General features: G+C 45.2%; 26 protein-coding genes and 1 pseudogene. 8 read left to right on the top strand and 19 right to left on the bottom strand.

What is annotated here, in order from left to right:
- Positions 1-97 precede the first annotated feature (97 nt).
- Positions 98-994 (top strand): helix-turn-helix domain-containing protein, encoded by an 897-nt coding sequence (locus MHB49_RS19590; RefSeq protein ID WP_405152663.1) that lies wholly within the window; start codon positions 98-100, stop codon positions 992-994.
- 116 nt (positions 995-1,110) lie between these two features.
- Here the strand turns inward: MHB49_RS19590 and MHB49_RS19595 are convergent, their stop codons facing one another.
- Positions 1,111-2,340 carry a multidrug effflux MFS transporter gene (locus tag MHB49_RS19595; protein ID WP_405152664.1) on the bottom strand — a complete coding sequence of 410 codons (1,230 nt, stop codon included), beginning with the start codon at positions 2,338-2,340 and terminating at the stop codon, positions 1,111-1,113.
- A 253-nt stretch (positions 2,341-2,593) separates the two neighbouring features.
- Here MHB49_RS19595 and MHB49_RS19600 point away from each other — a divergent pair, with 253 nt between their 5' ends.
- On the top strand, positions 2,594-3,793 hold the full coding sequence (locus tag MHB49_RS19600; protein WP_405152665.1) for a serine hydrolase domain-containing protein: 1,200 nt from the start codon (positions 2,594-2,596) through the stop codon (positions 3,791-3,793).
- Positions 3,794-3,869: 76 nt separating this feature from the next.
- On the opposite strand, the gene map is transcribed toward MHB49_RS19600, so the two are convergent.
- Both map and MHB49_RS19610 read right to left on the bottom strand, forming a co-directional pair.
- Positions 3,870-4,610 (bottom strand): type I methionyl aminopeptidase, encoded by a 741-nt coding sequence (map, locus tag MHB49_RS19605; protein ID WP_247897808.1) that lies wholly within the window; start codon positions 4,608-4,610, stop codon positions 3,870-3,872.
- A gap of 247 nt (positions 4,611-4,857) precedes the next feature.
- Entirely contained in the window at positions 4,858-5,178 is a 321-nt protein-coding gene (locus MHB49_RS19610; RefSeq protein WP_405152666.1) for a hypothetical protein, read from the bottom strand.
- 423 nt (positions 5,179-5,601) lie between these two features.
- Between MHB49_RS19610 and MHB49_RS19615 the strand changes: the two genes are divergently transcribed.
- The 3 genes from MHB49_RS19615 (at position 5,602) to MHB49_RS19625 (ending at position 8,358) form a co-directional block, all read left to right on the top strand.
- Positions 5,602-6,531, top strand: coding sequence for an SDR family oxidoreductase (locus MHB49_RS19615; RefSeq protein WP_405152667.1), 930 nt, complete (start codon positions 5,602-5,604; stop codon positions 6,529-6,531).
- 205 nt (positions 6,532-6,736) lie between these two features.
- Positions 6,737-7,105: a hypothetical protein gene (locus MHB49_RS19620; protein WP_247897811.1), complete on the top strand. Its 369-nt coding sequence runs from the start codon at positions 6,737-6,739 to the stop codon at positions 7,103-7,105.
- A 20-nt stretch (positions 7,106-7,125) separates the two neighbouring features.
- Positions 7,126-8,358 (top strand): exo-alpha-sialidase, encoded by a 1,233-nt coding sequence (locus MHB49_RS19625; RefSeq protein WP_405152668.1) that lies wholly within the window; start codon positions 7,126-7,128, stop codon positions 8,356-8,358.
- A 169-nt stretch (positions 8,359-8,527) separates the two neighbouring features.
- On the opposite strand, the gene MHB49_RS19630 is transcribed toward MHB49_RS19625, so the two are convergent.
- From MHB49_RS19630 to MHB49_RS19645, 4 genes and pseudogenes are all read right to left on the bottom strand, one after another.
- Positions 8,528-8,698 (bottom strand): hypothetical protein, encoded by a 171-nt coding sequence (locus MHB49_RS19630; protein WP_247897813.1) that lies wholly within the window; start codon positions 8,696-8,698, stop codon positions 8,528-8,530.
- A 19-nt stretch (positions 8,699-8,717) separates the two neighbouring features.
- Entirely contained in the window at positions 8,718-8,939 is a 222-nt protein-coding gene (locus MHB49_RS19635; RefSeq protein ID WP_405157192.1) for a DapH/DapD/GlmU-related protein, read from the bottom strand.
- A 228-nt stretch (positions 8,940-9,167) separates the two neighbouring features.
- Positions 9,168-9,347 (bottom strand): annotated as a pseudogene (locus MHB49_RS19640) (maltose acetyltransferase domain-containing protein); the annotation flags it as partial.
- 59 nt (positions 9,348-9,406) lie between these two features.
- Positions 9,407-10,849 carry an MATE family efflux transporter gene (locus MHB49_RS19645; RefSeq protein ID WP_405152669.1) on the bottom strand — a complete coding sequence of 481 codons (1,443 nt, stop codon included), beginning with the start codon at positions 10,847-10,849 and terminating at the stop codon, positions 9,407-9,409.
- A 55-nt stretch (positions 10,850-10,904) separates the two neighbouring features.
- Between MHB49_RS19645 and MHB49_RS19650 the strand changes: the two genes are divergently transcribed.
- Positions 10,905-11,783, top strand: coding sequence for a helix-turn-helix domain-containing protein (locus MHB49_RS19650; RefSeq protein WP_405152670.1), 879 nt, complete (start codon positions 10,905-10,907; stop codon positions 11,781-11,783).
- A gap of 28 nt (positions 11,784-11,811) precedes the next feature.
- On the opposite strand, the gene MHB49_RS19655 is transcribed toward MHB49_RS19650, so the two are convergent.
- The 9 genes from MHB49_RS19655 to MHB49_RS19695 all read right to left on the bottom strand — a co-directional run bounded on the left by MHB49_RS19655 (position 11,812) and on the right by MHB49_RS19695 (position 20,118).
- Entirely contained in the window at positions 11,812-12,612 is an 801-nt protein-coding gene (locus MHB49_RS19655; protein WP_405152671.1) for an HAD-IIB family hydrolase, read from the bottom strand.
- A gap of 267 nt (positions 12,613-12,879) precedes the next feature.
- Positions 12,880-13,719, bottom strand: coding sequence for an ABC transporter permease (locus MHB49_RS19660; RefSeq protein WP_405152672.1), 840 nt, complete (start codon positions 13,717-13,719; stop codon positions 12,880-12,882).
- Positions 13,716-14,882: an extracellular solute-binding protein gene (locus tag MHB49_RS19665; RefSeq protein WP_405152673.1), complete on the bottom strand. Its 1,167-nt coding sequence runs from the start codon at positions 14,880-14,882 to the stop codon at positions 13,716-13,718. The genes MHB49_RS19660 and MHB49_RS19665 overlap by 4 nt, the downstream gene beginning before the upstream one ends.
- 14 nt (positions 14,883-14,896) lie before the next feature.
- Positions 14,897-15,937 (bottom strand): ABC transporter ATP-binding protein, encoded by a 1,041-nt coding sequence (locus MHB49_RS19670; protein ID WP_405152674.1) that lies wholly within the window; start codon positions 15,935-15,937, stop codon positions 14,897-14,899.
- A gap of 42 nt (positions 15,938-15,979) precedes the next feature.
- Positions 15,980-16,804, bottom strand: coding sequence for an ABC transporter permease (locus MHB49_RS19675; protein ID WP_247897821.1), 825 nt, complete (start codon positions 16,802-16,804; stop codon positions 15,980-15,982).
- Positions 16,780-17,844 (bottom strand): LacI family DNA-binding transcriptional regulator, encoded by a 1,065-nt coding sequence (locus tag MHB49_RS19680; RefSeq protein ID WP_405152675.1) that lies wholly within the window; start codon positions 17,842-17,844, stop codon positions 16,780-16,782. Before MHB49_RS19680 ends, MHB49_RS19675 begins: the two co-directional genes overlap by 25 nt.
- Positions 17,829-18,581 carry a glycerophosphodiester phosphodiesterase gene (locus MHB49_RS19685; protein WP_405152676.1) on the bottom strand — a complete coding sequence of 251 codons (753 nt, stop codon included), beginning with the start codon at positions 18,579-18,581 and terminating at the stop codon, positions 17,829-17,831. The genes MHB49_RS19680 and MHB49_RS19685 overlap by 16 nt, the downstream gene beginning before the upstream one ends.
- Complete coding sequence (locus MHB49_RS19690; RefSeq protein WP_405152677.1) at positions 18,578-19,654, bottom strand: CehA/McbA family metallohydrolase; 1,077 nt, start codon at positions 19,652-19,654, stop codon at positions 18,578-18,580. The genes MHB49_RS19685 and MHB49_RS19690 overlap by 4 nt, the downstream gene beginning before the upstream one ends.
- Positions 19,651-20,118, bottom strand: a complete 468-nt coding sequence (locus MHB49_RS19695; protein WP_405152678.1) for a hypothetical protein — start codon at positions 20,116-20,118, stop codon at positions 19,651-19,653. The genes MHB49_RS19690 and MHB49_RS19695 overlap by 4 nt, the downstream gene beginning before the upstream one ends.
- A gap of 418 nt (positions 20,119-20,536) precedes the next feature.
- Between MHB49_RS19695 and MHB49_RS19700 the strand changes: the two genes are divergently transcribed.
- Positions 20,537-21,091, top strand: coding sequence for a GNAT family N-acetyltransferase (locus MHB49_RS19700; protein WP_247897826.1), 555 nt, complete (start codon positions 20,537-20,539; stop codon positions 21,089-21,091).
- 120 nt (positions 21,092-21,211) lie between these two features.
- On the opposite strand, the gene MHB49_RS19705 is transcribed toward MHB49_RS19700, so the two are convergent.
- Positions 21,212-21,922 carry an SDR family NAD(P)-dependent oxidoreductase gene (locus tag MHB49_RS19705; protein ID WP_405152679.1) on the bottom strand — a complete coding sequence of 237 codons (711 nt, stop codon included), beginning with the start codon at positions 21,920-21,922 and terminating at the stop codon, positions 21,212-21,214.
- A gap of 101 nt (positions 21,923-22,023) precedes the next feature.
- Between MHB49_RS19705 and MHB49_RS19710 the strand changes: the two genes are divergently transcribed.
- Positions 22,024-22,383: a MerR family transcriptional regulator gene (locus MHB49_RS19710; protein WP_247897828.1), complete on the top strand. Its 360-nt coding sequence runs from the start codon at positions 22,024-22,026 to the stop codon at positions 22,381-22,383.
- A gap of 211 nt (positions 22,384-22,594) precedes the next feature.
- On the opposite strand, the gene MHB49_RS19715 is transcribed toward MHB49_RS19710, so the two are convergent.
- Both MHB49_RS19715 and MHB49_RS19720 read right to left on the bottom strand, forming a co-directional pair.
- The gene (locus tag MHB49_RS19715; protein WP_405152680.1) at positions 22,595-25,096 is read right to left on the bottom strand and encodes an FAD-dependent oxidoreductase; all 2,502 of its coding nucleotides are present in this window, start codon (positions 25,094-25,096) and stop codon (positions 22,595-22,597) included.
- Positions 25,093-25,407: a helix-turn-helix transcriptional regulator gene (locus MHB49_RS19720; protein WP_163756837.1), complete on the bottom strand. Its 315-nt coding sequence runs from the start codon at positions 25,405-25,407 to the stop codon at positions 25,093-25,095. The genes MHB49_RS19715 and MHB49_RS19720 overlap by 4 nt, the downstream gene beginning before the upstream one ends.
- Between the last annotated feature and the right edge of the window lie 94 nt (positions 25,408-25,501).

The following is a 25,501-nucleotide window of genomic DNA, read 5'->3' on the forward strand; positions in this document are numbered from 1 at the left end:
ATACTGTATATTCTGAAAAGGAAGGTTCCAATTGACGAAATGCGGGAAGTGATGGATTATATTCTTATTCTGATTATGAATTACGGAGGTAACTAGAATGAGTCCTGGTCAAATACGCAAGCCTGAAGGATTTCTAGAGGAAAAGTTATATGTACTTCCTGAATACTGGATGAAAGAACTGGAACAGGAAGAACTGACCTATACCTTATTTATTACGGACATCGGTTATTTCCCCAACGCTCAGTACCATTTTAGGGAGCGTCTGGAAGGCAGCCCCTCGCATATTTTCATCTTTTGCGAAGCGGGAGAAGGATGGGCTGAGCTGAATCATGGAGAGCGAATGATGATGCAGCAGGGAGATATGGTGATAATCCCACCCGAAATTGCACATCGTTACGGCGCAATGCAGGAGAATCCATGGAGTATCTACTGGTTTCATTTCAAAGGAAGCCATGCAAGCAGATTGGTGAATATGTTTGATTTGTCTAACGCCTCACTCTCCTTATCTCCAAGCGGCAAGGCCCGGTTAATGGAATGGTTCGTACCTACCTATGAGATGCTGGCCGAGCGAACATATGCCTTGACTACCCATGTACATGTGGCCCAAACGACTAGACAGCTGCTCTCCGGGATTGGCTTAAATGCGGTCAAATCGGCACAAGAGAAAAAACGTGAAACTTATATGCAAACGGCAATACAATACATGAATGTACATATCAGCGACTCTATTTCGCTTACGGAGCTGGCTAATCATGTCGGTGTATCAAAGCAGCATCTGATCTTTCTGTTTAATTCTGAATCCAGTGCTGCCCCGATCGAATATTTCCTACGCCTCAAAATTCAGCGGGCAGGTCATCTTCTAGATCTTACCGAAATGAGCATCAAAGAAGTCAGCTCTGCAGTGGGCATTAGTGATCCCTACTATTTCTCCCGACTCTTCAAGAAAATTTCGGGTTTCTCCCCTTCCAGCTACCGGAAAATTCCGAAAGGTTAGCTCCGGAAAATTTAATGACGTTTTCCCTTCATTACACAATAAAAAACCGTTGATTCTTTGAAACAAAGGTCAACGGTTTGATAATTCCCACTAGGTATATTCCCTCATATTCTCAATTAAAAGTCAGGATCAGACTGAACATGTTGAGGCGTGTGATGTGAGATGTTTTTAACGAGTAAGAAGTAAGTGAGAATTGCAACAAGACTGGTCATTAATAAAGTGAGTCCGAGTGGGACGGCAGTGTCTTCACCTGCGATCCCAACCAAAGGAGCAACCAGCGCGCCTAGAAGAAAAGGAACAACTCCGAGTAGCGCTGCTGCACTTCCGGCCATCTTGGCCTGACTCTCCATGGCAAGTGGGAATGCCGCAGTAGACGTAATGCCTATAGAGCAAACAAAGAAGAACAATGGAATGACCAAAGCGAACAGCGGACCATGAACTAACGTTACCACCAAAGCTGCAACACTTGCCGCTAAAGCAAGCCACAGTCCAGATAATAGCAGGGTCTGCTCAGGTATACGATGTGCCAACCGCCCCACGATTTGGGATCCGATAATCAAGCTAATCCCGTTCGAAGCAAATAATATAGCAAATACAGTTGGTGTGACTCCATAAATATTTTGGTAAATAAATGGTGTTCCTGCTACATATGCAAAGACCCCAGCCGTCATGATCCCCTGTGCGAGCATGTAGCCAACAAACTTGCGGTCACGTAGAAGTGTTTTGTAATTCCCCAACTGTTGTTTGAAATCGGGAGCCATACGTCGTTCAGGCGGGTTTGACTCTTTCAGACCCCATTTTGTCATGATTAATAAGAAAATGCCCAAAAATGAGAGTGAGATAAACACACCAATCCATGTCGTAAATGAAAGAACGCCACTTCCAGCGATCGGTGCTGCCAAAGGCCCCAAATTCCCTACAAGCAATAACAAAGAGAAGAATTTAGTAAGTTCATGTCCACTATAAAGATCCCTAGCTATCGCACGAGAAATGACAATTCCTGCCGAAGCCGCAAATCCTTGCGTGAAACGAAACAAAATCAATAGTCCGATATTAGGCGCAAAAGCGCACGCCAAGGAGCAAATAATATAGGCTGCCATGGAGATTAACAACGGTTTACGTCTACCATGGGCATCACTCAAAGGACCCATAACGAGTTGTCCCATACCTAGCCCTAATAGACAAGCCGTAAGACTAAACTGAACAAGTGAGGCGGTTGTATTGAAATTCTCTGCGATCTCAGGAAATGCCGGTAAATACATATCAATCGTAAATGGACCTAATGTTGAAAATAAACCCAGCAACAAAGCCAGGCCAAATACATTCCAATTATTGCTCTTCATCATTGTTGATTAAATCTCCAATTCATAACATAGTATAGTTTATTTGAGTTCTCATTCATTATTTTCATCAATCCATCACTACACCTCACTCGTTAAACCCTTTAACTCATTGCAATAGTATAAACCTTAGAGTTAACTGTAGGTCAATATGCACTCGATCCTAAATTGCGGAATTCTTATATATAACTGCTGAAATCTTATATATATTTGTGTTTTTCAACACGATATAATTTTACCCATACGCTGATGAATATTTTTGAAAAGAGGCCTACACACAGAGATGCTGGAGTTCAACACAATCGCCCAATTAAAAAGAACATTGAAAACAAGTATCGACAACCATGAAATTGCAGGAGCAAGCATTATGGTAATTCAGAATGGAGAAGAAGTTTTCTACCATGATGATGGTTGGGCTGACCTGGAAACGGGGCGTCTAATCACAAGGAATTCAATCTTTCGTTTATATTCAATGACCAAGCCGGTTACTGCTACTTCCATTATGATGTTGTTGGAACGAGGAGAGATTGACCTGTTTGATTCCATTAGCAAGTATATTCCGACTTTCAAAAATCAATTAATTGTGAAAGATGGAAAATTGGATCAAGCAAGCCGAGAAGTCAACATTCTTGATCTGTTAAATATGACATCGGGATTATTATATGATGGACCGGACTTGGCAGGTCAACATGCATATGCACTGTTTCAAGAATTGGACAACCGCTTGTTCAGCAAAAACCCCATGAGCACAATGGAATTTGCCAGTCGACTAGGACAAGGCCCGTTATCGTTCGATCCAGGAACACACTGGCAATATGGTACATCGGCAGATGTACTAGGCGCAATTGTTGAAGCTGTTAGCGGAATGCCATATGGGGAATTTTTGAAAAAAGAATTGTTTGAGCCTTTGGAAATGCGCGATACCGGTTTTTGGTTACCAGAAGAAAAAAGAGATCGTTTAGTGAAAACATATCAGGATGACGGTACAGGTGGTTTAAAACTATACTCCGGGAATCATCTGGGGATCAATCATCAGTTGGATCGTATTCCAGCCTTTGAATCAGGGGGAGCAGGCTTGGCATCAACCATTGATGATGCAGCCAAATTTACTACGATGTTACTGAATCAAGGCACTTATAATGGTGTTCAACTCTTGAAACCTAAAACCATTGGATTTCTGACAACAGCATCGTTGACCACTGTCCAGCAAAAAGGATTCGAGGCTTGGCATACCTTATGCGGACATGGTTACGGGAACCAAATGCGTATTATGACTGACCCTTCGAAAGCCGGATTCATTGGCAGCGCCGGCGAGTATGGCTGGGATGGCTGGTTAGGTGCGTATTTCACGAATAGTCCGCAAGATCATTTATCGATACTGTTCATGGTCCAGAAAAAGGATGCTGGCACCATGCCGATTACACGCAAGTTACGAAATATCGTATTTAGCAGTCTTTAACATGACGAAAGACACGCACAATTAATACTCTGTGCGTGTCCCCCTTCTCCATGCTTTATCATTTCTTTTCGACTCATTACAGTGTGACAATAATCGGTCCATTCTTGGTAAGGATAATCGTATGTTCAATTTGAGCTACATGGCTCTTTTTGGTAGCAAAGGTCCAGCCGTCTCCCTTTTGGAATACTTCTTCTTCTAAGGTTGAGATAAATGGTTCAAATGCGATGACCATCCCTTCCTTTAATAATTCATCATCCGATGTATCGTTGTAATTATAAATATGATCAGGTGCTTCGTGTATCGCACGTCCAACACCATGTCCTGTAAGGTTTTTAATAACTGTTAATTCATGCTGTCTTGCTGTTTGGAATACTGCTTTTCCGATTCCACTTTTTTTGGAACCAGGTTTTGCTTTCTTGAGACCTGCTTCAAATGCTTGTTTGGCAACATCACATATTTTCGTTAACACTTCTTCTCCTTTGCCTACTACAAACGAGATTCCTGTATCTGCGAAATAACTGTTTTTTGAACCAGAAACATCTATATTGACAAGATCTCCTTCTTGTATAACCCGTTGCCCCGGAATGCCGTGTGCCACTTCCTCATTGACACTAATACAAGTATAGCCAGGAAAATCATATTCACTTTTGGGTGCTGAGACTGCGCCTTCTTTCTCAAACAGCTCTCCGGCTATATCATCAAGTTCCTTCGTCGTTATGCCAGGAACTGTTCTTTGTACCAATTCATCTCTGATAGAAGCAACAATCTTGCCAATTTCCTTCAAACCATTAAAGTCTTCTTCTGTTTTTGCAATCATTTTTCCGACCTCACTATCTTTTATCATCAATTAAATGTATGAGCTGAAACAACCAATTAGATAATCATATCCAAATGGTCAAAGCTTCGCAACTTTTTTTAAAACGTCGATAGGTTAATGAAATGCTCTGTACCCCTTCTACTTTTTAGTCAGGAAAGACTTTTCTCATGTTGTTCCTATAAGTATGCTTTGTGAAACATAAGGTGACTACATCGCCGGGTGCAAAGCGTTCGAGAAAAACTTCTCTTTAGCTGGCTGTTTGCCCCCAAAGAGGGGCCAAATTGACGGACAAAACCTCAATGACTTGTTCAAACATCGTTTCAAATGAGCGATCTTGAGGTTCCCGGCTCCATTGCAATGCCGATCCGAATATGCCCCAACTCACAACGAGTGCCAGCGCTTCCAATTTTTCTTGCGAAAAACCCTGAGCGTGCACTTCATTGATCCGATTAAGCAGGCGTTGATGAAGATCCTGATGCATGGCATTTTCAAACATGGCTTCAAACTGTTTGTCTCCTGGTGTACTACATTGTCGAAACTGCAAAAGAAAATCATATATGCTCTGCATAAGGATTCGCAAATTTTCCGCACTGCATCTTGCTTCTTCCGGGAGCCTATTCCTTATGGTCATTTGAAACTTTTCCGTCATCCAATATTTTAGAAAGTCATATTTATCCTGAAAGTGGGCATAAAATGTTGTCCGATTTACGGTTGCTTGATTCGTGATATCATGCACAGAAATAGAATATACGTTTCTCTTTTTCCCAATCAAATCGTTAAAAGCCTGTACGAACAATTGACGGGTTCTTTTAACACGTGGATCCTGCGGATTAACCGACATTTCATTCCCTCTTTCTCTTGTAATCCACTAACAGACAAAAGGACAAAAATGTTGGGAACACCACAAAAACAGCCTTTTGCATGTTGTTCGCACAACTCAATCCTTTTATCCTTTGCCTATGCGACTTATTCAACACGCATGTATACGATTATGATGACACAAAAAAAATCGTATAACAAGAAACTCTTTATTGGATTCGCAAACGAAAGGATGAGTGTAGAAATGATTGTGGTTACAGGAGCGAATGGAAAATTAGGTCGCAAGGTCGTAGAGGAACTTCTCAAGCGTGTTCCTGCCGAGAATGTTGGTGTGAGTGTCCGTGATGTGAACACCGCACAGGATCTAAAAGAACGTGGGGTTCGTGTTCGACAAGGAGATTTCGATAATTCCGCGAGTCTTCTTCATGCCTTTGAGGGAGCATCTCAAGTTCTCATTATCTCGTCCCATTCCTTGGGAGAAGTAGCTATTCGTCAACATCAAACCGCAATTGACTCGGCAAAAAAAGCTGGTGTTCGTCAACTTCTGTACACAAGCCAAATGTTTTCATCTGCAACATCACACTTTCCTCCCATGGATGTTCATGCGGCTACAGAAGAGATGCTAAAAGCTTCAGGAGTACCTTTCACTTCGCTCCGAAATGGTTTCTATGCTGCATCGGCGATGATGTGGATGGGTAATGCCTTGAACACAGGGGAATTGATTGCTCCGGAAGATGGCCCTGTTGCCTGGACCACCCATTCCGACTTGGCTGAAGCCACAGCGGTAATCCTGACAGAACAGAGATATGACGGTATAACTCCTCACCTTACGGCTTCGGAAGCGATCGACATGAATAAAATCGCATCAATTGCTTCCAAAGTCTTGGAGCGACCAATTCGGCGAATTGTCGTGTCGGATGATGAATATCGGAATCACTTGACGTCCCGTGGCCTACCGGAAGCGATGATCAGCATGCTTACAGGTATGTTCCAGGCAAGTCGACTGGGCATATTCTCGCAAACCCATCCGGCTTTGAAAAACCTGATTGGCAGATCCCCAATGAATTTTACGGATTTTTTAAAAAACTTGATTTATCAATAACACCTTGAACTAAAAAGAAAAGCCCCTTACTTCTTCAAAGGGGCTTAATACTCTAATCATGCCTCTTCCTCTTTGGCTTGACTAGGTGGCGCCATCAGTTGATCTGCATATTCCAGTCTAATTGAGGTGGGATATTTTATGTATACAGAGCATATAAGTTCTTTGATTGCCTATTCGCCTATTTACATTTAAAGGAGGTTTACATTTGCCATTCTCAACCGGTTTAATCTACAACCCTCCCTCAAGTGCTGATCAAGCTACCCAACTTATTGTTACCTGTGTTAATGATTCGCTCAACATTCCTGCGAATATTGAAATTCAGGTGTTCCGTTGGGATACTTCACAAGCCGCTAGAATTCCCATTGGACATAATTTGTTTCAACTTCGACCTCAGGTTTCGGAAACACTTTTATATCCACTCACTTCTGCCGCATATATTGAAGTACAAAGCGATTATTTCAGTGCAACCAGCACGGTCATTCATGCTTACACTCTTGACTCCACGGGAGTTATTTTGCAGCGTGTACTCCAGTCTGAAATGGTCTGGGTGGATCGGTTCACCAATATTCCTTAACTAATAAAAGGGGTGATACAGTGGCTGTTGTAAATATTACGGGAGCTTTGGCTGGAAATCAGTTTGAACCTTCCATTGCTGTAAATGAACTCCTTCCGAATATTATGTGTGTTGTTGCCGTCGACACGAGTACGGGGCCTACTCTTATCGGCTTATATCGTTCAGAGGATGGAGGGCAAACCTGGTCTACGACCACCTTGGCCCAGCCTGCGGGGTATGCGGGAGCAGAGGCGCCCACGATTGACTACACGTTTCCAAACAGCTTTGTCGTGACGGTTCATATCTTTAACGGGGATAATGACGGAACCATCATCAGTTATACTTCCATGGATAACGGCCTCACTTGGTCGGCTCCTGTTTTTGTTAATAAAGGTTACGGTCTTATCGTTCATAACGATGAGCCTTTTGTAGCATGCGATCGAACGCCCGGCAGCCCATATCGAGGAAATACCTACGTAGGTTACACGCCCTTGGCTACCGCTGCATCCTCCATTTTCGTCCAAAGATCTTTGGATCAGGGCGGAAGCTGGCTGACACCTAGCCGCATTTCAGACCCAAGGGGGATTCATGATCGTGCAACCATCGCCGTTGGGTTTACAGGTCAAGTTTATGCAGGCTATATCACTACTGGCCCGGACTCTCCATACGCATTGCTGCGCATATCCTATGATGGAGGTGCTACGTTCGAACCTCCGGTGAGCAACCAATCTACACTGATTTGTTCTGTTGTTCCATCCCCTTCCCCCCTCCCTGTGACCAATTATCAATTTCGTGTACAAACCAATTTGAATTTGGCAGCAGACATATCCAACGGTATCTATAGCGGAACGGTCTATGCGGTTTGGAATGATGCAAGAAACGGATACACGGATGTCTTTATGTGTCAATCTCCCGATGGCTTGTTATGGAGTGAACCGGTAAGTATTACGAATGCGCCAGCGGGCTCGCAGAATTTCTTTCCTTCGATCTCCGTTTCTCCATTCACAGGAACAGTCCGTGTAATTTATTATTCGAATCAAATCGATGGATTTTTGCTTGATGTATATGCAGCGGAATCATTTGACGGTGGACAAACGTTTGCTCAACGAAGGTTGACAACAACATCGTTTAATCCTAATGGGAATTCATCGACACCCACCCAGCTCATCGGAGACTATATCACTGCTTATACTCAAGCGCCGGATAATTTGGCTGCGGTTTGGATGGCTACTACGCCTCCTACCGGGAAATTGGATGTATATTTCGGTAGTTAAATCTATGCCAAAAGAAAAATCACAATCAACAATAGCATTGTTACTTTCCTTTAGACATAAAGAAACAAGTTCTTATTCCAAGCTGAGGACAAGAACTTGTTTCTAGAAAAACCGCTCCATCAAACGCCATTATGGCAAAAAATGAATAATTCTAGAGAAGCTGAATCATTTAATCATCTCTTGATTTTTCAATATCTGTATCGTATACATTCGCCTCAAACTGTTCATATAGATGTCTGGCGTATTCATACGTACGTGGAGATTGAATCAACCTGTCTATTCCAATATAAATCCCAGTTAACATGCACAATGCCAAAATAACTTCAAAAATGAATGCCATATATGTTCTCCCTCTGAATTTACCAATCCACTTCGTCAAAACGCATATCTTTATAATAGTATTCCCGATCATGATCCGAGATTTCTCGAAGTACCCTGCAAGGGTTCCCAACAGCAATGACATTCGCAGGGATATCTCTGGTCACTACGCTTCCAGCACCAATAACACTTCCCATTCCAATGGTAACACCAGGCACAATAATGGCACCGCTACCGATCCATGCTCCGTCCTCAATGACCACGGGTAATGCAAACATACCACCTTCTTTACGCTTTTCAGGATGCAACGGGTGATTAGTTACAGCAATTGTTACGTTTGGACCAAACATGACATCATTTCCTATACTGACTTTATAATCATCAACAACGGTTAGATTAAAGTTAATGTAGACATTATTCCCTACAGTTGTATTCGATCCGTAAGACATCCGGATGGGTGGTTCCATCCATACATTCTCCCCCATGCTTCCAAATAGCTGCTTCATCAACACTTTTCGTCCTTCCAAATCATCAGGATGCAACCGATTGATTTCATAACACAGCGTTTTTCCACGCTGACGTGCACGTGCCAAGGCAGCAGCTTCCTCCGGATAATTCGCATCGTGATCGGTAAATAACTGTTTGCTTTCCATTCGTTCTTGAATATTCATATAATTCACCTCTAGTTATGATATAAGAAATATTTGATCTCTTCTTTTCTAAAAAGGCTCTATGCAAAGTTTCGTGTAATATTGTTTAGCCACTTATACTGACGATACCGAATGAAGGCAACCGGCAGCTTAATTACTTCATCTAAACTGATAATAAGGTACAAGACAAGAGGAGGAACCTGCCAAACAAAAGCACATAGATAACCAAGCGGTAAGATGATTACCCACATGACAATAGCATCGCACCAAAATCCAAACTTCGAGTCTCCTCCGGCCGTGAAAACTCCAGCAATTGTAGTGGAGTTCATCGATTTCGCGATACAATAAAATGCACTAATGTAAAGCATGCCATTCAGATAGCTCTGAGCAGTTACATTCAGACTTACCATGGAGAACACGAACGGTTTTAAGAACAAAATCGTACAACCGGCAATGATACCAAATATGAGAGCATATAGATACATTCGATTGCCAGCTTGCTTTGCTTTTTCAACCGCACCCTGCCCTAAATACTTCCCAACGAGTACAGAACCTCCAGTTGCTATACCTCCACACAGAACTACAGCTAAATTTTTAACTACAGAAGCTACTGAATTTGCGGCAACCATATCAGAATTCACATGACCGATGATGGCAGTAGTAGCAGTCAGGGCACCTCCCCACACAATATAGTTGCCTTGAACAGGCAACGTATACTTCCAGAAATCCTTCAGCAAGCTTACTTGAACTCCATCACGTACAGGAAGTCGGAAATGAATTGTGCCCCGTGTTATGGAATGGACCATACAACACACAAGTTCGATGATACGTGATAGAACTGTAGCGAGGGCTACTCCTATAATAGCCATTTCCGGGTTGGATGGAAAAAGTACAAATATGCAGATGGCATTAAAAAAGATGTTTAGGCTTAAGCATAAGGAACTAATCCAGGCACTGAGTTTTGCATTTTCCATACTTCTAATCACACTGAGATACATCTGAGAGATGGCCATTGCAAGATAAGAGAACGAATTCATCTGCAAAAATCTTGAACCATACTGAATCAGCTCCTGATCATTCGTAAAAAAACGCATTAATGTCTCAGGAAACATAAATGAGGACAAGAAAAACAAGATTGAAATACAAAATGAAAACATGCATGCAATGCTTAGAACACGCTGTATGGTCAGCACATCCTTTTTCCCCCAGTACTGCGCAGTAAGAATACCTGCTCCGGTTGACATCCCCATATAAAACAATGTCAATGCAAAGGTAATTTGTCCGGCAAGGGATACTGCTGACATTGCCGACTGGCTAATCATACCCAACATAACGATATCAGCCGATACTACTGTAGCTGAAATAAGATTTTGTAGTGCAATGGGTATAACCAGAGTCATTAATTCCCGATTAAACCCATGATCAGTAAATAATGCAACTCGATTCCGCTTCCCCAAACATATCCTGTCCTTTCCGTTAGTTTCCACAATATCAAGATAGGATATTTTTATTGTTTGATCCATCAATATTGGCTATAATTTTATAAAAATCGTATACATTTAAGAAGGTGTTCAATACATGATGAATTTAGAAGTGTTCTCTGACTTCTCGGAACGGTTGGATTATAATTTTCCTGATATGCCTCTTTATATTCGAAAAGGGAATCTCCATCAATTCAACGATTATGCTGCTGCAGCTCATTGGCATGCAGACATTGAATTCATTGTTTTATTGGAAGGATCGATGAAATTTTCCGTTAATGGTCATGTTATTCACTTGGATAATGGAAGCGGTATTTTTGTGAACAGCCACCGTTTGCATTACGGGTTTTCTCCGGATAATACCGATTGTTCATTCATCGTTGTTGTCATCCATCCCTCCTTGTTAGGAGAAGCATCTTCGTTTATTAGAACTTATTGGGCGGAAAAATCAGGACCGAATATGGATGACTTTGTTGTGCTCACGGATCAAATTGATTGGCAGCGGAATCTAATGGCATCTCTTCAGAATATATATGAAGAAGCACACTGTGCTCCTTCACCTAATCCAATTCGCCTGGCCTCACAGGCTTTGTCAATATGTGCTACCATCGGTGATCACCTTCAACTAAATTCCGAACAGTCTGCAGACGCTCCTGTGTTAATCCATGTTCAGAAGATGACGCATTATATTCATCAAAATTATGATGAAAAACTAACGCTTGAAGATATCGCATCTGCTGGGGCTGTTTGCAGAAGCCGTTGCTGCACATTGTTTAATAAATATGTGGGTCAAACCCCTAACAGTTATCTCACCCGTTATCGCATTCAGAAGAGCTGCGAAATGTTAAAGGAAACTAAACGATCAATAAGCGAAATTGCACTCGCTTGCGGATTCCAAAGTGCGAGCTATTTTTCATCCATTTTCCGCAAACAAATGGGCTTAATACCACAAACTTACCGGAAACAAAAATCATGATGTTTACTACTATTCCTGTCATTTCTCTTCAGTACAAATCCAGTATTTTTTGAATCGTGAGAAGAACCCCGTTTTCCTCATTCGATTTGGTAATGAAACTGGCCGCCTTTTTTGTATTTTCACAAGCATTACTCACTGCGAAACTATATTTGGCAATTGCCATAAGCTCTACATCATTCTCTCCATCTCCGAAAGCCATAGTTTCTTCATAGGTCACCCCGAGCATTTCTTGCAGTTTCTTTACAGTCTCACCTTTATGCGTATGCAACGCCGTAATGTCAAGCCATCTGGCTTCGGAATCAACAATATAAATTTGTCCACCCAGGGTATGCTCCACATGTTTTCGTAATGCTGTGCTCCGTCCCTCTTTGTCGAAGACGGTTATTTTAATAAAACGACTGTCAATATTCTCAAACGAATCTGTTTTTATAACATGTTCGTATGATCCTTTAACCACTTGATACATATCGTCTGGAATCGAAGAATGAACATAAGCAGCTTCACTTGCACAGATAATAAGTGTCATATCAGGAGCAAAATTTTGAATCCGGTCGATTGCCTGCAGAGCCAAGTCCCGCTCAATACTGAACTCCTTCACTACATGGCCATCTTTCTTTACACGCGCCGCACTATCACCGAGAATCCAGATTCCTTTTCCATGCTCCCCAAACAACTTCTCTACACGCTCGCATTGTTTTCCGGTACAGGCTACAAAGGTAACTCCTTTTCTTTCCATGTCTGCTTGTACTTTAATAAAAAGATCCATATCAAATAACCCTTGATTGTTGAGAAATGTTCCGTCTAGATCGCTAACTACCAGTTTAATCATCTGAAAATCCTCCTAATGTTTGGTCTGCCATTCATTTGGGCAGCTATAAAAATAGTGCAACGCTATTCTGCATACTTTATAACTACTCTTTATAAAGTGTATGTGAAAAATTGTTTTGTTAGCGCTACAAGCCAAGTGTAAAGCGTGTAACTGGTTTCATGTCAATATGCCAATATCAGTTAATCCACTATTCGATAAAAAAGCGCTCCCGATAAAGGAGCGCTTCAGCTTTTATGAATCTTTAAGAATGAAGAATTAAAGCCTCGTCTAAATCTTCGCCTTTTCTTCCTCCGCCATTGACCGGATGTAGAATGCACCAAGCACCGAGCAGAGCAGGAATGAGAAGAAAGCAATCGCCGCAGCCTGTTCTCGCTCCTGGAAAACGCTGAATACCTGCTGCATGGAGACTCCAAGCATCTGCGGAGAGTTGGCTCCGATCAGATAGGGCGCGGTGAACGAGCCGATGACCCCCATAAAGACAAAGGTCAGGGCAACAAGAAATGTCTTGTACGACAATGGGAAAATAAATCGGGTAAACAGGGTCAGTCTGCCTACGCCCACGTCCTTGGCACTTTCAATAACCGACGAAGGAATGCCCGACAATGCGGAACTAAGCAGCATTGTCGTAAATGGAATATTAAACCAAAGGTTGGCGATGATAATTCCTTTTTCGTCAAAGATGATGCGCGGGAGCGTGATCCCGACCACTTCAAGCATGCGGGCAAGCCATCCGTGGTTGCCAAGCAGGTTAAGTAGTCCGTAAGTTGCGATAACGCCAGGGATGAACAACGGTATCATGTACGTTTTACGAATCAGATTGACAATCGGCCCCTGATTAAAGCGCATATAGATCGCGAGTGTGTAGCTAATTAATATTACGGCAACGCACGTAATGGCGGTCACCCGGAGCGTAAATACGATATTGCTTCGCATTCCCTTATCCGTGAACAGATACGTATACCGACTTAGATCGTAGCCGCCGGAACCGTTGCTCAGGCTCATGATGAAGGATTGCACAATCGGGATAATGACGACGATCAACAGGATGGCAAAAGAGGGGAGCACCATCGCCAGGCCTGTAATCGACTGTCTGGCTTCCTTACTCATTTCGAGGCTACGTCGCTCTGCCAGCGTTTGTTAATCTCCGTGCCCAGATCCCCGATGTTGAACGTACGGAAGCCTTCGGCTACACCATCGAACTTATCCTGCATTTCCTGTGACATGTTGGAGAGCTCAATGCCCGGGAAGCCGTTCATTTTGTCGACGATGACTTCCTGGGCTTCAGGGGACAGGACAAAGTTCAGAAATTCATTAATTGCTTCCTTCTTGTCCGACTCCTGGTTGACCATCAGGTAAGTTGGTCCGCCATTGAACCCCGGTGTGATCTGCTGCATCTTGATGGTATCCGGCAGCAAACCTTCGTTCAGCTGCTGCAGTACCATGTCTGACCAGGCCGGAATCAAAGACACTTCGCCATTCATCAACAGATCCAGTGTACCCTGGTTCTTCTTCGGATAGATGCCCTTTCCGTACACGTATGGTCCGAGTTCTTTGAGGGTGTCAAAGCCGCCATCCCATTTCTCCATGATCGCCGGATCGGAGTTGTGAATATCTTCTTCCGGCAGGTCCTTATAGACGATCGTCTGCACGAACGAGCTGCCCGAGCCGCCTGTTGACGGGTCATTGTAGGCAAACTGCTCGGGATTAGATTTGATCCATTGCAACAGCTCGTCCAGCGTCGTTGGCGGATTGGAAATTTTGCTGCTGTCATAGGCCAGCACCACGGCGGATGAACGATATGGAACTGCATAGTTATCCACATCTTTCATCGTGCCCGCATTGACTTTGCTCAGGTTAGGAATGTCGTTCTCGTTCAGCTGTGCCCAGGTACCATCCTTTGTGCCCTGCGCGACATAGTTGATTCCGTCCTCGTACAGGTCAATATCTCCTGAGCCCTTGCCCGCTTGCTTGGCGGCTACAATCCGATCATAAGTCGGTTCAGCTCCAGTACCGGACGGGATATAGACCAGATTCACGTCGATATCCGGATGCTCTTTCTCAAACATAGGCTCGAGCGAATCCCACAGGTCCTTGACGTTTTGCGAACCGGTAAAATAAAAGTTAAAAGATACTGGATCGCTTGCAGCCGCAGCACTTCCATCGTTCGGGGTACTGCTTTTACTGTCGCTTCCGTTTCCACACCCGGCCAACAATGACATGGACAATCCCACAACCGTCAACAATGATAACAATGGCTTCTTCAAACGCATATCATTCTTCCTCCTCAGTTCAGTTCATCGACCGGAAATCCGGTCATTTTTGAAATTGAGACGCCGACATCTTTTCCTACCTGCAGTTGATCAACGAACTCTTTGTTCAGAAAAGCACGTATCATGCCGAATTCCACCAGTTCCACGGTAACTTCGGCGTAATGTCCAAGAATCATCACCTGTTTGACCTTGCCCTCCAAAACCCCTTCACCCTTTGTCGTACCGCTTACCTGAACGTCTTCCGGTCGTACCGCGACCGTCACCTGTCCGCTTAACCCCTTTTCATTTGGCAGGCGAAGCTTTCCAATCCGGATGCGCTCTCCTTCCGCCACCCCCTTCAAGAAATTCATTTTGCCAATGAAACCGGCGACATATAATGAGGCGGGCTCATCGTAAATCTTCTGCGGAGGAGCAATCTGCTCGATGTGCCCGTGGTTCATGACGATAATGCGATCGGACAACGACAGGGCTTCTTCCTGATCATGCGTGACAAAGACCATCGTGAGTCCGGTCTTCATTTGGATCTCACGCAGCTCCTCGCGCATTTCGTGCCGCAGCTTGGCGTCCAGCGCCGAGAAAGGCTCGTCCAACAGAAGTACCGCCGGATTCAACAGCAATGACCGAGCCAGTGCAACCCGCTGCTGCTGTCCACCCGAGAGCTCGGCTGGATACTTCTTCCCAAAGCCCGACAGTCGGACCAATTTGAGCGCATCTTCAACTGCCATGCGGATTTCTGCTTTCGACATTTTGCGAATTTTCAGGCCGAACGCCAGATTGTCGTATACCGACATATGGGACCACAAATTATAACTCTGGAACACCATTGAGGTGGGCCGTTTCTCCGGTGGCAATTGAATGACACTCTTGCCCTCGATCAGGATGTCACCGGAGTCCGGTTCGAGAAACCCGCCGATGCTCCGCAGCACGGTGGTTTTTCCGCACCCGGAAGGGCCAAGAAGGGTGACCAGCTCGCCTTTTTCAATATCAATGTTGATGCCACTGACCCCTTCACCGGTTTTGTAGCGTTTGGCTAACTCTCGTACAGACAACTGCATTCTTCTGCCTCCCACTGCCCCGATCTATACACCGAAGCATTTTTATTTCATTTGAAAACCGCTCGCCAGCACGTCCGCACTCACCAGCCGCTGAGCTGCCACCAACAGAATAATTGTCGGCAGCGTCAGGATGATCGAGAATACAGCCCCGGCGCTGCTCGGAAAGTCGGAAATGATGGAATACATGACGATTGGCATGGTTTTGAAATCGGGAATGCCAACCAGGAACGTCCCCTGCGCTTCGTCCAGTGAATTGAGGAATGTGAAGATTGAAGCGACCATGATGCCTGGCATTGCCATTGGCAGCGTGATGCTGCGGAACACTTTGAACGGGCTCGCTCCAACGTCCCGAGCGGATTCCTCCTGCGCACGGTGCACATTACGGAAAGCGGAGGTCGGAATCCAGGTCATGAACATCAACACGTTGATCATATGAATTAGCACAACACCAAGCAGCGTATTCATCAATCCAATCCGGTAGAAAAGGACTGCGATAGAGACGTACAGCCCCATTTTTGGAAAGGCGTGTGTCAGCAAGAACGAAAACAGGAACATCCGCTTCAGCGGAAACTGGAGCCTTGCGAAGGCGTATGCTGCTGGGATACAGACAACGATGGACAGCAGCGTTACCAGGGTGGCAATGAGGAATGACAGCGAGATTGATGAGACGATATCGTCCTTCGCCAGCACAAATTCCCACCATTTGAAGCCCCATACCTGGGGCAGAATATCTGGATAATTCCACCTTTCGCTAAAGGCAAGCACAAGCAGGTTGACTAAAGGACCCGCGAAAAAAACGGCGAACAATGTCAGCAATACAAATTCGATAATTCTTCTCGGTCCTACATGTTTCCAGTACCACAACATGTCCGATCCTCCTTTCCATTCGTCGACTGACGAATAATCACTTCGCTTTTGTATTCGATTAGATTCGGTACGCTATCCTCGCCACTGATTAGGCGGTCGAGAATGGATACAGCATCTCGTCCGATACCAGCCGCATCCACGCTAACGGTAGTCAGCGACGGGTGGTACATGCCCGCTATTTCGGTATTGTCGTAACCCATAACTGACACTTCCTCCGGAATGCGGACACCGCGCTCCATGAGCACCTTCATCGCACCCAGTGCCAGCATGTCATTGGTACTGAAAAGTGCGGTGTATTGTCCCTCCCGAAATGTCTCATAATGTTCCTCCATCAGCTTCCAGCCGGAATCAAAGCTCGATTCCGATGACTCGACGACAGCAACCCCTTCCTGGCCTAAACAAATCCCGAGAAATTCCAGCCGTTTGCGGAAGCCCGCCAGCCGCAGAGAATGGCTGCGATGCTCGCCTGGTCCGGCAATGATGAAGAATTTGCGGTGTCCGCAGTCATACAGATGATCTGCCGCCCGTCCCCCACCAGCTTCATCATTGCTTACAAGGTGCACCACTTCTGGATCTTCTGTCGATCCGTTCACCATCAGATATGGGATATTGAAGTTTTTGACGTAGTCGATGACGTTTTTCTGCAGCCGGCTGACCAGAATGAGTCCATCCACCCGCTGTTCCAGCATATAGTCGGTCGATCGTAGCGACATTTCCCGATCAGTCTTCAGGAAAATGGAGTAGCCCATCGCTTCAGCGGCCATTAGAATCTCGTCAATGATTCTGCCGTACAGCGTGTGAGACACGATCGGCAGCCTGTCACGGAAAACGATTACTCCGATGTTGTACGTGCGCTTGGCGACCATCGCCCGTGCGACAGCGCTCGGCTTATAGCGAAGCTGCTCGACCGCCTTGAGAACGCGATCCCTGACCTCGGGACTTGCGTATCCGTTACCGGAGATGACCCGAGAAGCAGTCGATTTTGATACACCGGCCAGTTGGGCGAGCTCCCGCAAACTATAAATCAGCTTATTGTCCAATCCCTATTCTCCTCTGCAAATTCCGTTTCTCTCTGGATAGCGATCAGCTTCGCCGGATCGCGGGTTGTTATCGAATCGACGCCCCATTGCGCAAGACGTCGCATATCGTTCGCTTCTGTAACCGTCCAAACATAGATATCCAGACCATTGCGACGCACGGCTTCTAGCAGCTCTGACCGCACAAACTGATACGGTAGGTTGAGCCCGAAACATCCGGCTTCGCGGGCTTCTGCACAAGCCTGTGTAACTGCCTCGCCATAAGGAAGGCTCCTGAAACTGTGGGTGTTCACATTCAGCAATCTTCGGATGTGCGGCACCCACTGCCCGGCTTGGATCGCCGTCCCATATTCGCAGCCACTTAGGAACACCTTCTCCGTCATTCCCATCCGATCAACCAGGGAGGAGACCGGCTCCAGAACGCTATCCGTTTTGATATCAAGATTCATGATTTTACCGGCTTCGCGAATATGCTCCAACACATCCTGAAGCTTCGGGATCGGGGCTGACAAGCGAGCGTCCAGTTCCTCCAGCTTCATTTCTACAAGGCTTCCGTGGCTTCCGTCTGCCAACGTGATATCGTTATCGTGGGCGAGTACCAGTACTCCGTCCCTGGTTGCACGGATATCATCTTCGTAAATATCTGCGCCAAGTCTCAGGGCCGCCTGAAGTGACTCGAAAGAATGATCGGGATGGCCCATGCAGCCCGTATGGGCTGTAATCAGCGGGAATTTGTTCATTGTGGGCCTCCTTCTTCGAAATAAATCACGTTGGTAAAGGCGATTAACACATGGAATCCTCGTACGATTCCCCACAGCTCGGCACGAAGCCACCTGCGGGGATTATCTGGAGCGGACTCCCCAAGTTGAGCTTCGAATTGCATCGTCTGTCCGTCCGATGAATACGGAACTTCCAGATTAAGCTCCTCGCCGAGATTGGAGTACAGCTTCAATCTGCAGATCTGCTCTGTCAGCGACCACAGTCCGGCACGGACCGAGAAGTCCACCCTCAAGTTCGCCCGTATCGGCTCCTCTGCGACTTTGCGTTTCCCACTTACCGATGGAACCGTGGATCCGATTGCATAGACTGCACCTCCGGCGTCCAGCGTCAGGGTCAGAAGTGGTCCTAACGTTACAGAAGCACGCCCTTCCCGCAGGGATTGGATAAGCGTTGCTTCATGGATCGAAAGGGCTGCTGTCGAATCTCCCTTTCCCGCCAATGCATCGTCCTCTATGCCAAGGTAAGTAACCGAGATTGGCTCGTCTGTCTCGCCCTGCCCGTGCCAATCCCGGCCCGAAGTGGCGGCAATCCGATAACCTTCATTCAGTTTCTGTGTCCACAGATCAAATGCCCGGCGATTGTTTGTCTGAATGGAAGGGAACGTACCGGACCAGACTTCGATATAATCAACGGCGGACCAGTTCCCAATCTCATATTCCCAGAAGCAACCGGTACAGGCCGGACTGCCGATTCGGAAGGGATGAGCAAGCCCGGCGATTCCGCCGAGGCGATGCACGGTCTCCATTCCCTCATCGATCCCATCCCGATCCGCTTGACGCCAGTCGGCGAAAGCACTAAGTCCTATCGTCACCATATGGCCATAAAAAGTTGTCCACTCCATGCCGGGGAGAATTCGCAATCCATATTTCTGTTCGATTTCTGTTTTCCCACTCAGGCCAGACATTGTGTTGTGGTCGGTTAGTGCGATGGCGTCAAAGCCCAGATTGGCTGCTCCCGCTGCCAATTCTCCCAGCGTCTGACTGCCATCGCTGTGCAGCGTATGTGTATGCAGTTCGCAGGCGAACCACTTCATATCGAGCCCTCCTCTGTCGTCCAGATTTCCAACCGGTAAGCGCATGTATCCGTCACGATGCAGTGCAGACTTAATGTGACACTCCAAGGGCCGGGAGCCAATTTGCCCGCCATTAGTCCTGGAGAAGCTTCTCGCTCCGATACAAATAGATCCTGCACCTCATCATGGCGATGACACGCTCCACGGTATCCCCGTGCGTCATCCAGCGAGAGTGTCATCAGATTTTTCAGCGGGAGATGCCGGTCAGCATTGGCAATTGCGTATTCCCGATTTTCCGGCAGAATGTATAAATCGTAACTGTCCTTGAGCAGCTGTAATGCCGTATCCCGATTCTCAAGCGTCTTCGGCGAATATTGTAATCGCAGGTTCAGCTTTCCGCAGTCCTCACCCAACTCAAAAGGTATGCGGATATGCGTTTTGGAATCCTTCGGAGATGCATACCCTTGTAGATCCAGCAGCTTCATTACGCCGCACCACCTTTCATTTTTTTCGTTATTTTCCTGATATACGTTATGCGCTTTTTGCTGAATGTGGGACCGTTCCCACATCTAATACATATGTTACGGGTAAAAAATCAGGTCTGTATCTGTATCGTGTTAATATTCTGTAAATGCAAAAAAGACCGGACTTCTATTAAAAGAAGACGGTCTCTCTTATCTTTTTATCGCTAGATTGTTTTCGTACTGCATACAAGGGTCCCAGACCAAATCTGCAGCGATCGTGGAGCAAATCACTTTTATTGATGTGCGAATAACAAGAGACTAGCTGTTAACAAATATCTATTTCATTCACTTTTATGTATTTTGCAAGTAAAATACTATTATCAGGAGAGGGAAAGCATAGATATTCAAAATTAAGTACATTTCAGAGTGGAGCGATAATATGAAGGAGTCTACGTTATATGCAGTAACAGATCGTTTAAATATCAGACAATTTGGCTCGCAGGATACGCTGCCTTTCTACGAGTACCGAGCTAATCCAACCGTTTCCCAGTTCCAGTCCTGGGAAAACTTTTCGTATGAGGATGCCGAATTGTTTGTTGAAAAGCAAATGAACCACACGCCTAACCAGCCAGGTACATGGTTTCAATTCGCTCTTGCCTTAACGGATTCGGATCTGCTTATCGGGGATTGCGCGCTGCATACACCACTTCATGAACCGAGAATTGTAGAGATTGGGTTCACCCTCTCACCCGAGTATCAAGGGCATGGATATATCCATGAAGCGCTTAGGGCACTGTTGGATTATATTTTTAGAACACTGGGTAAACACAAGGTTAATGCATTTACTGATGTACGGAACCAAAAATCCATTCATGTTCTCGAACGCTTGGGCATGAGGCGTGAAGGGCATATGCTGCAAAACTATATGTCAAAAGGACACTGGGTGGACGAGTATCAGTACGCCATTCTTCAATCGGAGTGGTTAATGGACTGATTTCTTCATTATAAAATAACAGACGTAATACGGGATATTCCAAGCGAGCGCCCCATAGTACGTCTGTTATTTAATGAGTAAACAAAGTACTTTTCAATATTGTTGCTTTGAAGCTTTGAATTACCAGGCGTACACGCCCCTCTCATCCAAGAATTCCCCGTTATGGTGTTTGCCATCTGTCGCATAACCTACGATAATCGCAGCTGCCGCTTCTTTCGATTTACCGCCTTCAGCATTACCGTTAAGGTCTGTTGTTGTGAATCCAGGCGTAACCGCAAATACTTGAGCCTTACTGTTTTTGAGTTCATAAGCCATCGAAACGGTCATGGCATTGTTTGCCGTTTTGGACGAGTTGTAGTCGAAAGCGTTTAAAGCAAAGCCAGCATTTTGCATATGATCCAAAGAAGCCATGTCAGTCGATACATTAACAATTGTGCCTTCATTATCTTGAATTAACGCGAACAAACGCTGGTTCAGACGGAAGGTTCCAAAAAAGTTGACTTCGAAAGCATTCCTCAGATCCTCCTCTTGGGTGTCCGTAAAAGAACGGGAGAAGGCACCAGGCATACCCGCATTATTGATCAGAAGTTTTAAGTCCGAATAATCCTTAGTAATTGTAGCAGCTGCCCGTTCGATGCTTTTCAAGTCACTCATGTCAATTTGCACAAATTCGATGTCTAACCCCTTGGAAGTTAGCTCGGAAACAGCCGCTTGGCCCCGTTCGGCACTGCGTGCACCAAGAACAACTTTCCAGCCAGCTTGACCTAATTGCTTAACAATTTCGAATCCGATTCCTTTATTTGCTCCGGTTACAAAAGCGATCTTTTTCATATGAATCCTTCTTTCTCTAATTTGATTTCATTAACAATGTATAAGTTACTATGCTACACTTAGTGTAGGTCAACCATAAATTTTGATAAAAGAGGGTTAGCATGTTAACGATTGGAGAAGTAGCGAAAAAAGTAGAGATCACGATCGGAGCGATCCGCTTTTACGAAAGAAAGGGACTGTTGAAGCCTGCTGCGCGAAGCGAGCAGAATAACCGTCTTTACTCGGAAGATGATCTAAACTGGCTGGTTTTTATCAAATGTCTTCGGAAAACCGGAATGAGTGTGGAGGATATCAAAAAGTATTATGACAAGGTAAATGAAGGAACCTCAACCCTGCCGGAAAGAACCAAACTGATACAGGATCAAAGGCAAAAGCTGCTTGAAGATATTGAAGAGAAAAAAGCACAGATCGTTCATCTGGATAACAAATTGGAGCGCTATTATCGAGGAGAAAATTATTAAGATAAGCTGTGTCCTATTACCTCTTCAGCGGAGGGAATGCCATATCATGTTGATGGAGCCTAAAAAGAAGTAAACACTTCCCCGTGCCTTAATGAAAAAGGCAGCCAGACTTTCCGGCTGCCTCCCCGTTTATGTTGGATAGCATTTACATGTACGACTTCATTTTGTTGCCCACTTCCTTCGAATTCTAAGATTAACTTATCACTTAAGATTAAATGAACAGGTTGTGGTTTGCTTGAGCTGCCTGCCCCAGATAGTAACCCACCCCACCAATGTTAACCGAATCCATTAATTCTTCACGCTGAATGCCCATTAGATCCATGGACATCTGACAAGCGACAAACTCAACTCCCTGCGCAGATGCGGTCTCCATCAGTTCTTCCAGAGAAGCAACGTTATTATTCTTCATAATGCCACGAATGATCTTTGGGCCAACTCCGAACATATTCATTTTGGACATGCCAAGCTTCTGGCTTCCACGTGGTAGCATCATGTCAAACATGCGGCCAATCATTGTTTTGGACACAGGCTGTGGCTGATGTTTACGGATAACATTCAATCCCCAGAATGTAAAGAACATGGTTACTTTACGTCCACTTGCTGCTGCCCCATTTGCAATAATAAGAGAAGCAATCGCTTTATCCAGATCGCCACTGAAGACAACCATCGTACTGGCAGGCTCCTCTTTGGGAGTTCCCACATCTGAAGATAGGGGCTGCGTGGTATTCTTGGCAATTACAGCTTCAATAGTACCGCCTTTGGATCGTTCCAAGTGTAGAAGTGAGGAACCAGACATGCTTGCCCATGCTTTCACATCTTCATAAAATCCTGGATCGGAAGCTTTCACCCGCAGGGTCTCTCCATTCGATAATTGATCCATTTTCTGTTTGAGTTGTATCAGCGGACCCGGACAACTTAAACCGCACACGTTCAACTCGTTATCGATACGCTCTGGCTGTGCAGAGATTGGATTGGAGAGCTCTGTTTCCTTTACTACAGCATGTTTCGAATTATTGTTCTGATCCTGTCCGTCATTATTTTCATCATTTCCGGTAGACATTGGAGCGGGCCGAAATTGTGCTTGGCGGTATGTTTTATAGCCTCCACTCAGATTTTTCACATTAAAGCCATGTTGTCGCAAAATTTGCGAAGCTGTATATCCACGCAGACCAACCTGGCAGTATACCCAGATATCTTTGGTTGAATCTAATTCATCTAATCGCTGACGAAGCCCATCCACAGAAATATTTATTGAACCCGGAATATTTCCATTACGATGCTCCAGCTCACTGCGTACATCCAGCAATATCGACTGCTCCGGCTGGCGTTCAGATAGCTGATTGTAGGTGAATGTTTCAACACGTCCAGCCATAATATTCTCAGCTGCATAACCAGCCATATTCACTGGATCTTTCGCAGAGGAGAACGGTGGCGCGTAACTCAACTCCAGCTCTGTCAAATCACTGATGTGACCCCCAAAATGAATGGCTACAGCAATGTCATCAATCCGTTTATCCACACCGTCATAACCAACGGCTTGTGCGCCTAAAATTTTACCTGCCGGTGTAAACAGCAGTTTAAGAGTAATCGCGCTGGAACCCGGATAATACGATGCATGAGAGGCAGGATGCACAATTACAGTTCGATAATCGATGCCGAGACGCTTTAGTGTTTTCTCATTACTGCCTGTAGCTGCTCCGGTCATTCCAAACACTTTAATAATGGCTGTCCCTTGTGTTCCTTTGTAGATGGAACTTAGTCCGGCAATTCGATCTGCAACAATGCGTCCCTGTTTGTTGGCAGGTCCAGCAAGCGGAATAGCTGTCTTTGTGCCATGAATGGTCTCAGTTACTTCGATGGCATCACCAACAGCATAGATATGCGGCACGCTGCTTTCCAGCGCTTCGTTGACCATAATATGTCCACGTGTTCCTAGGGAAACTCCGCTATTTCTCAGAAAAGCTGTATCTGGAGTTACTCCTATCGCAAGAATAACCAGGTCAGCCGTCAGAACACCACCATCTGCAAGCTCAACACCAATGCCATGCTCAAGTGAATGAAAGCCCTGTACACGCTGGGAGAACAGCAGCTTTACCCCATTTTGCTCCATTTCCTGCGCCAATGCTGCAGCCAGCTCAGTATCAAACGGGGTCAGCAGCTGACCATTACCCTCTATCAACGTTACATCCAATCCGGCTTCCTTTAAATTTTCCGCCATTTCAACACCAATAAACCCTCCACCAATAACAATTGATGACACGTTGTTAGACGAATTTATTTGCTTCTTGATGCGATCAATATCTGGAATGCTGCGCACTGTATAAATCAGTGGATTATCCTCACCTGGCAGATCGGGAATAATTGGCTTTGCACCTGGTGACAAAATCAACTCGTCATAGCTTTCTTCATATTGACCACGCTCCTGGCTTTGTACCTGAACTGTACGAGTTTGTGGATCAATAGCGACGACCTCGCTTCGTGTACGCACATCAATATTAAATCGATCAGCCATCCCCTTGGGCGTTTGGACCAGCAGACGTTCTCGATCCTCAATCGAGCCACCAATATAATAAGGTAAGCCGCAATTGGCAAATGATATATAGGGTCCTTTTTCGAATATAATAATTTCGGCATGTTCATCGAGACGACGCAGACGGGCAGCTGCTGATGCTCCACCCGCTACTCCGCCTACAATCAGTACTTTTTTGCTCATGATTCACAATCTTCCTCTCCAAACAAAATAGGTATCATCTGTTCAATCCGTTGGTCGGCAAGCACGTAATTTACTTCAAGGCCATTGCGCTCAGTCGCTACAATACCTGCACTGCGTAGCTTCTGCAAATGCTGAGACACTGTTGATTGCGGGAGGCCCAGACACTCCTGCATATATGAAACATTACATTTCTTTTTTCTCATCAAACCGCGCACAATGCACAGACGAATCGGATGAGATAGAGCTTTCAGTAAATTAGCTGGTTCGTCGAACTGTTTTAGATTAGTGCTATCAAAAGCTTCAGTATTCAAAATTACCCCTCCTGAATCGTTATATCGTAATAATACGATATAGTTATTGGAATGTCAAACTTATCTCACCCTTCTGTTTAGTAAATACCAAAAA

It is taken from the genome of Paenibacillus sp. FSL K6-0108 (assembly GCF_045040695.1).
Lineage (GTDB): Bacteria > Bacillota > Bacilli > Paenibacillales > Paenibacillaceae > Paenibacillus > Paenibacillus pabuli_B.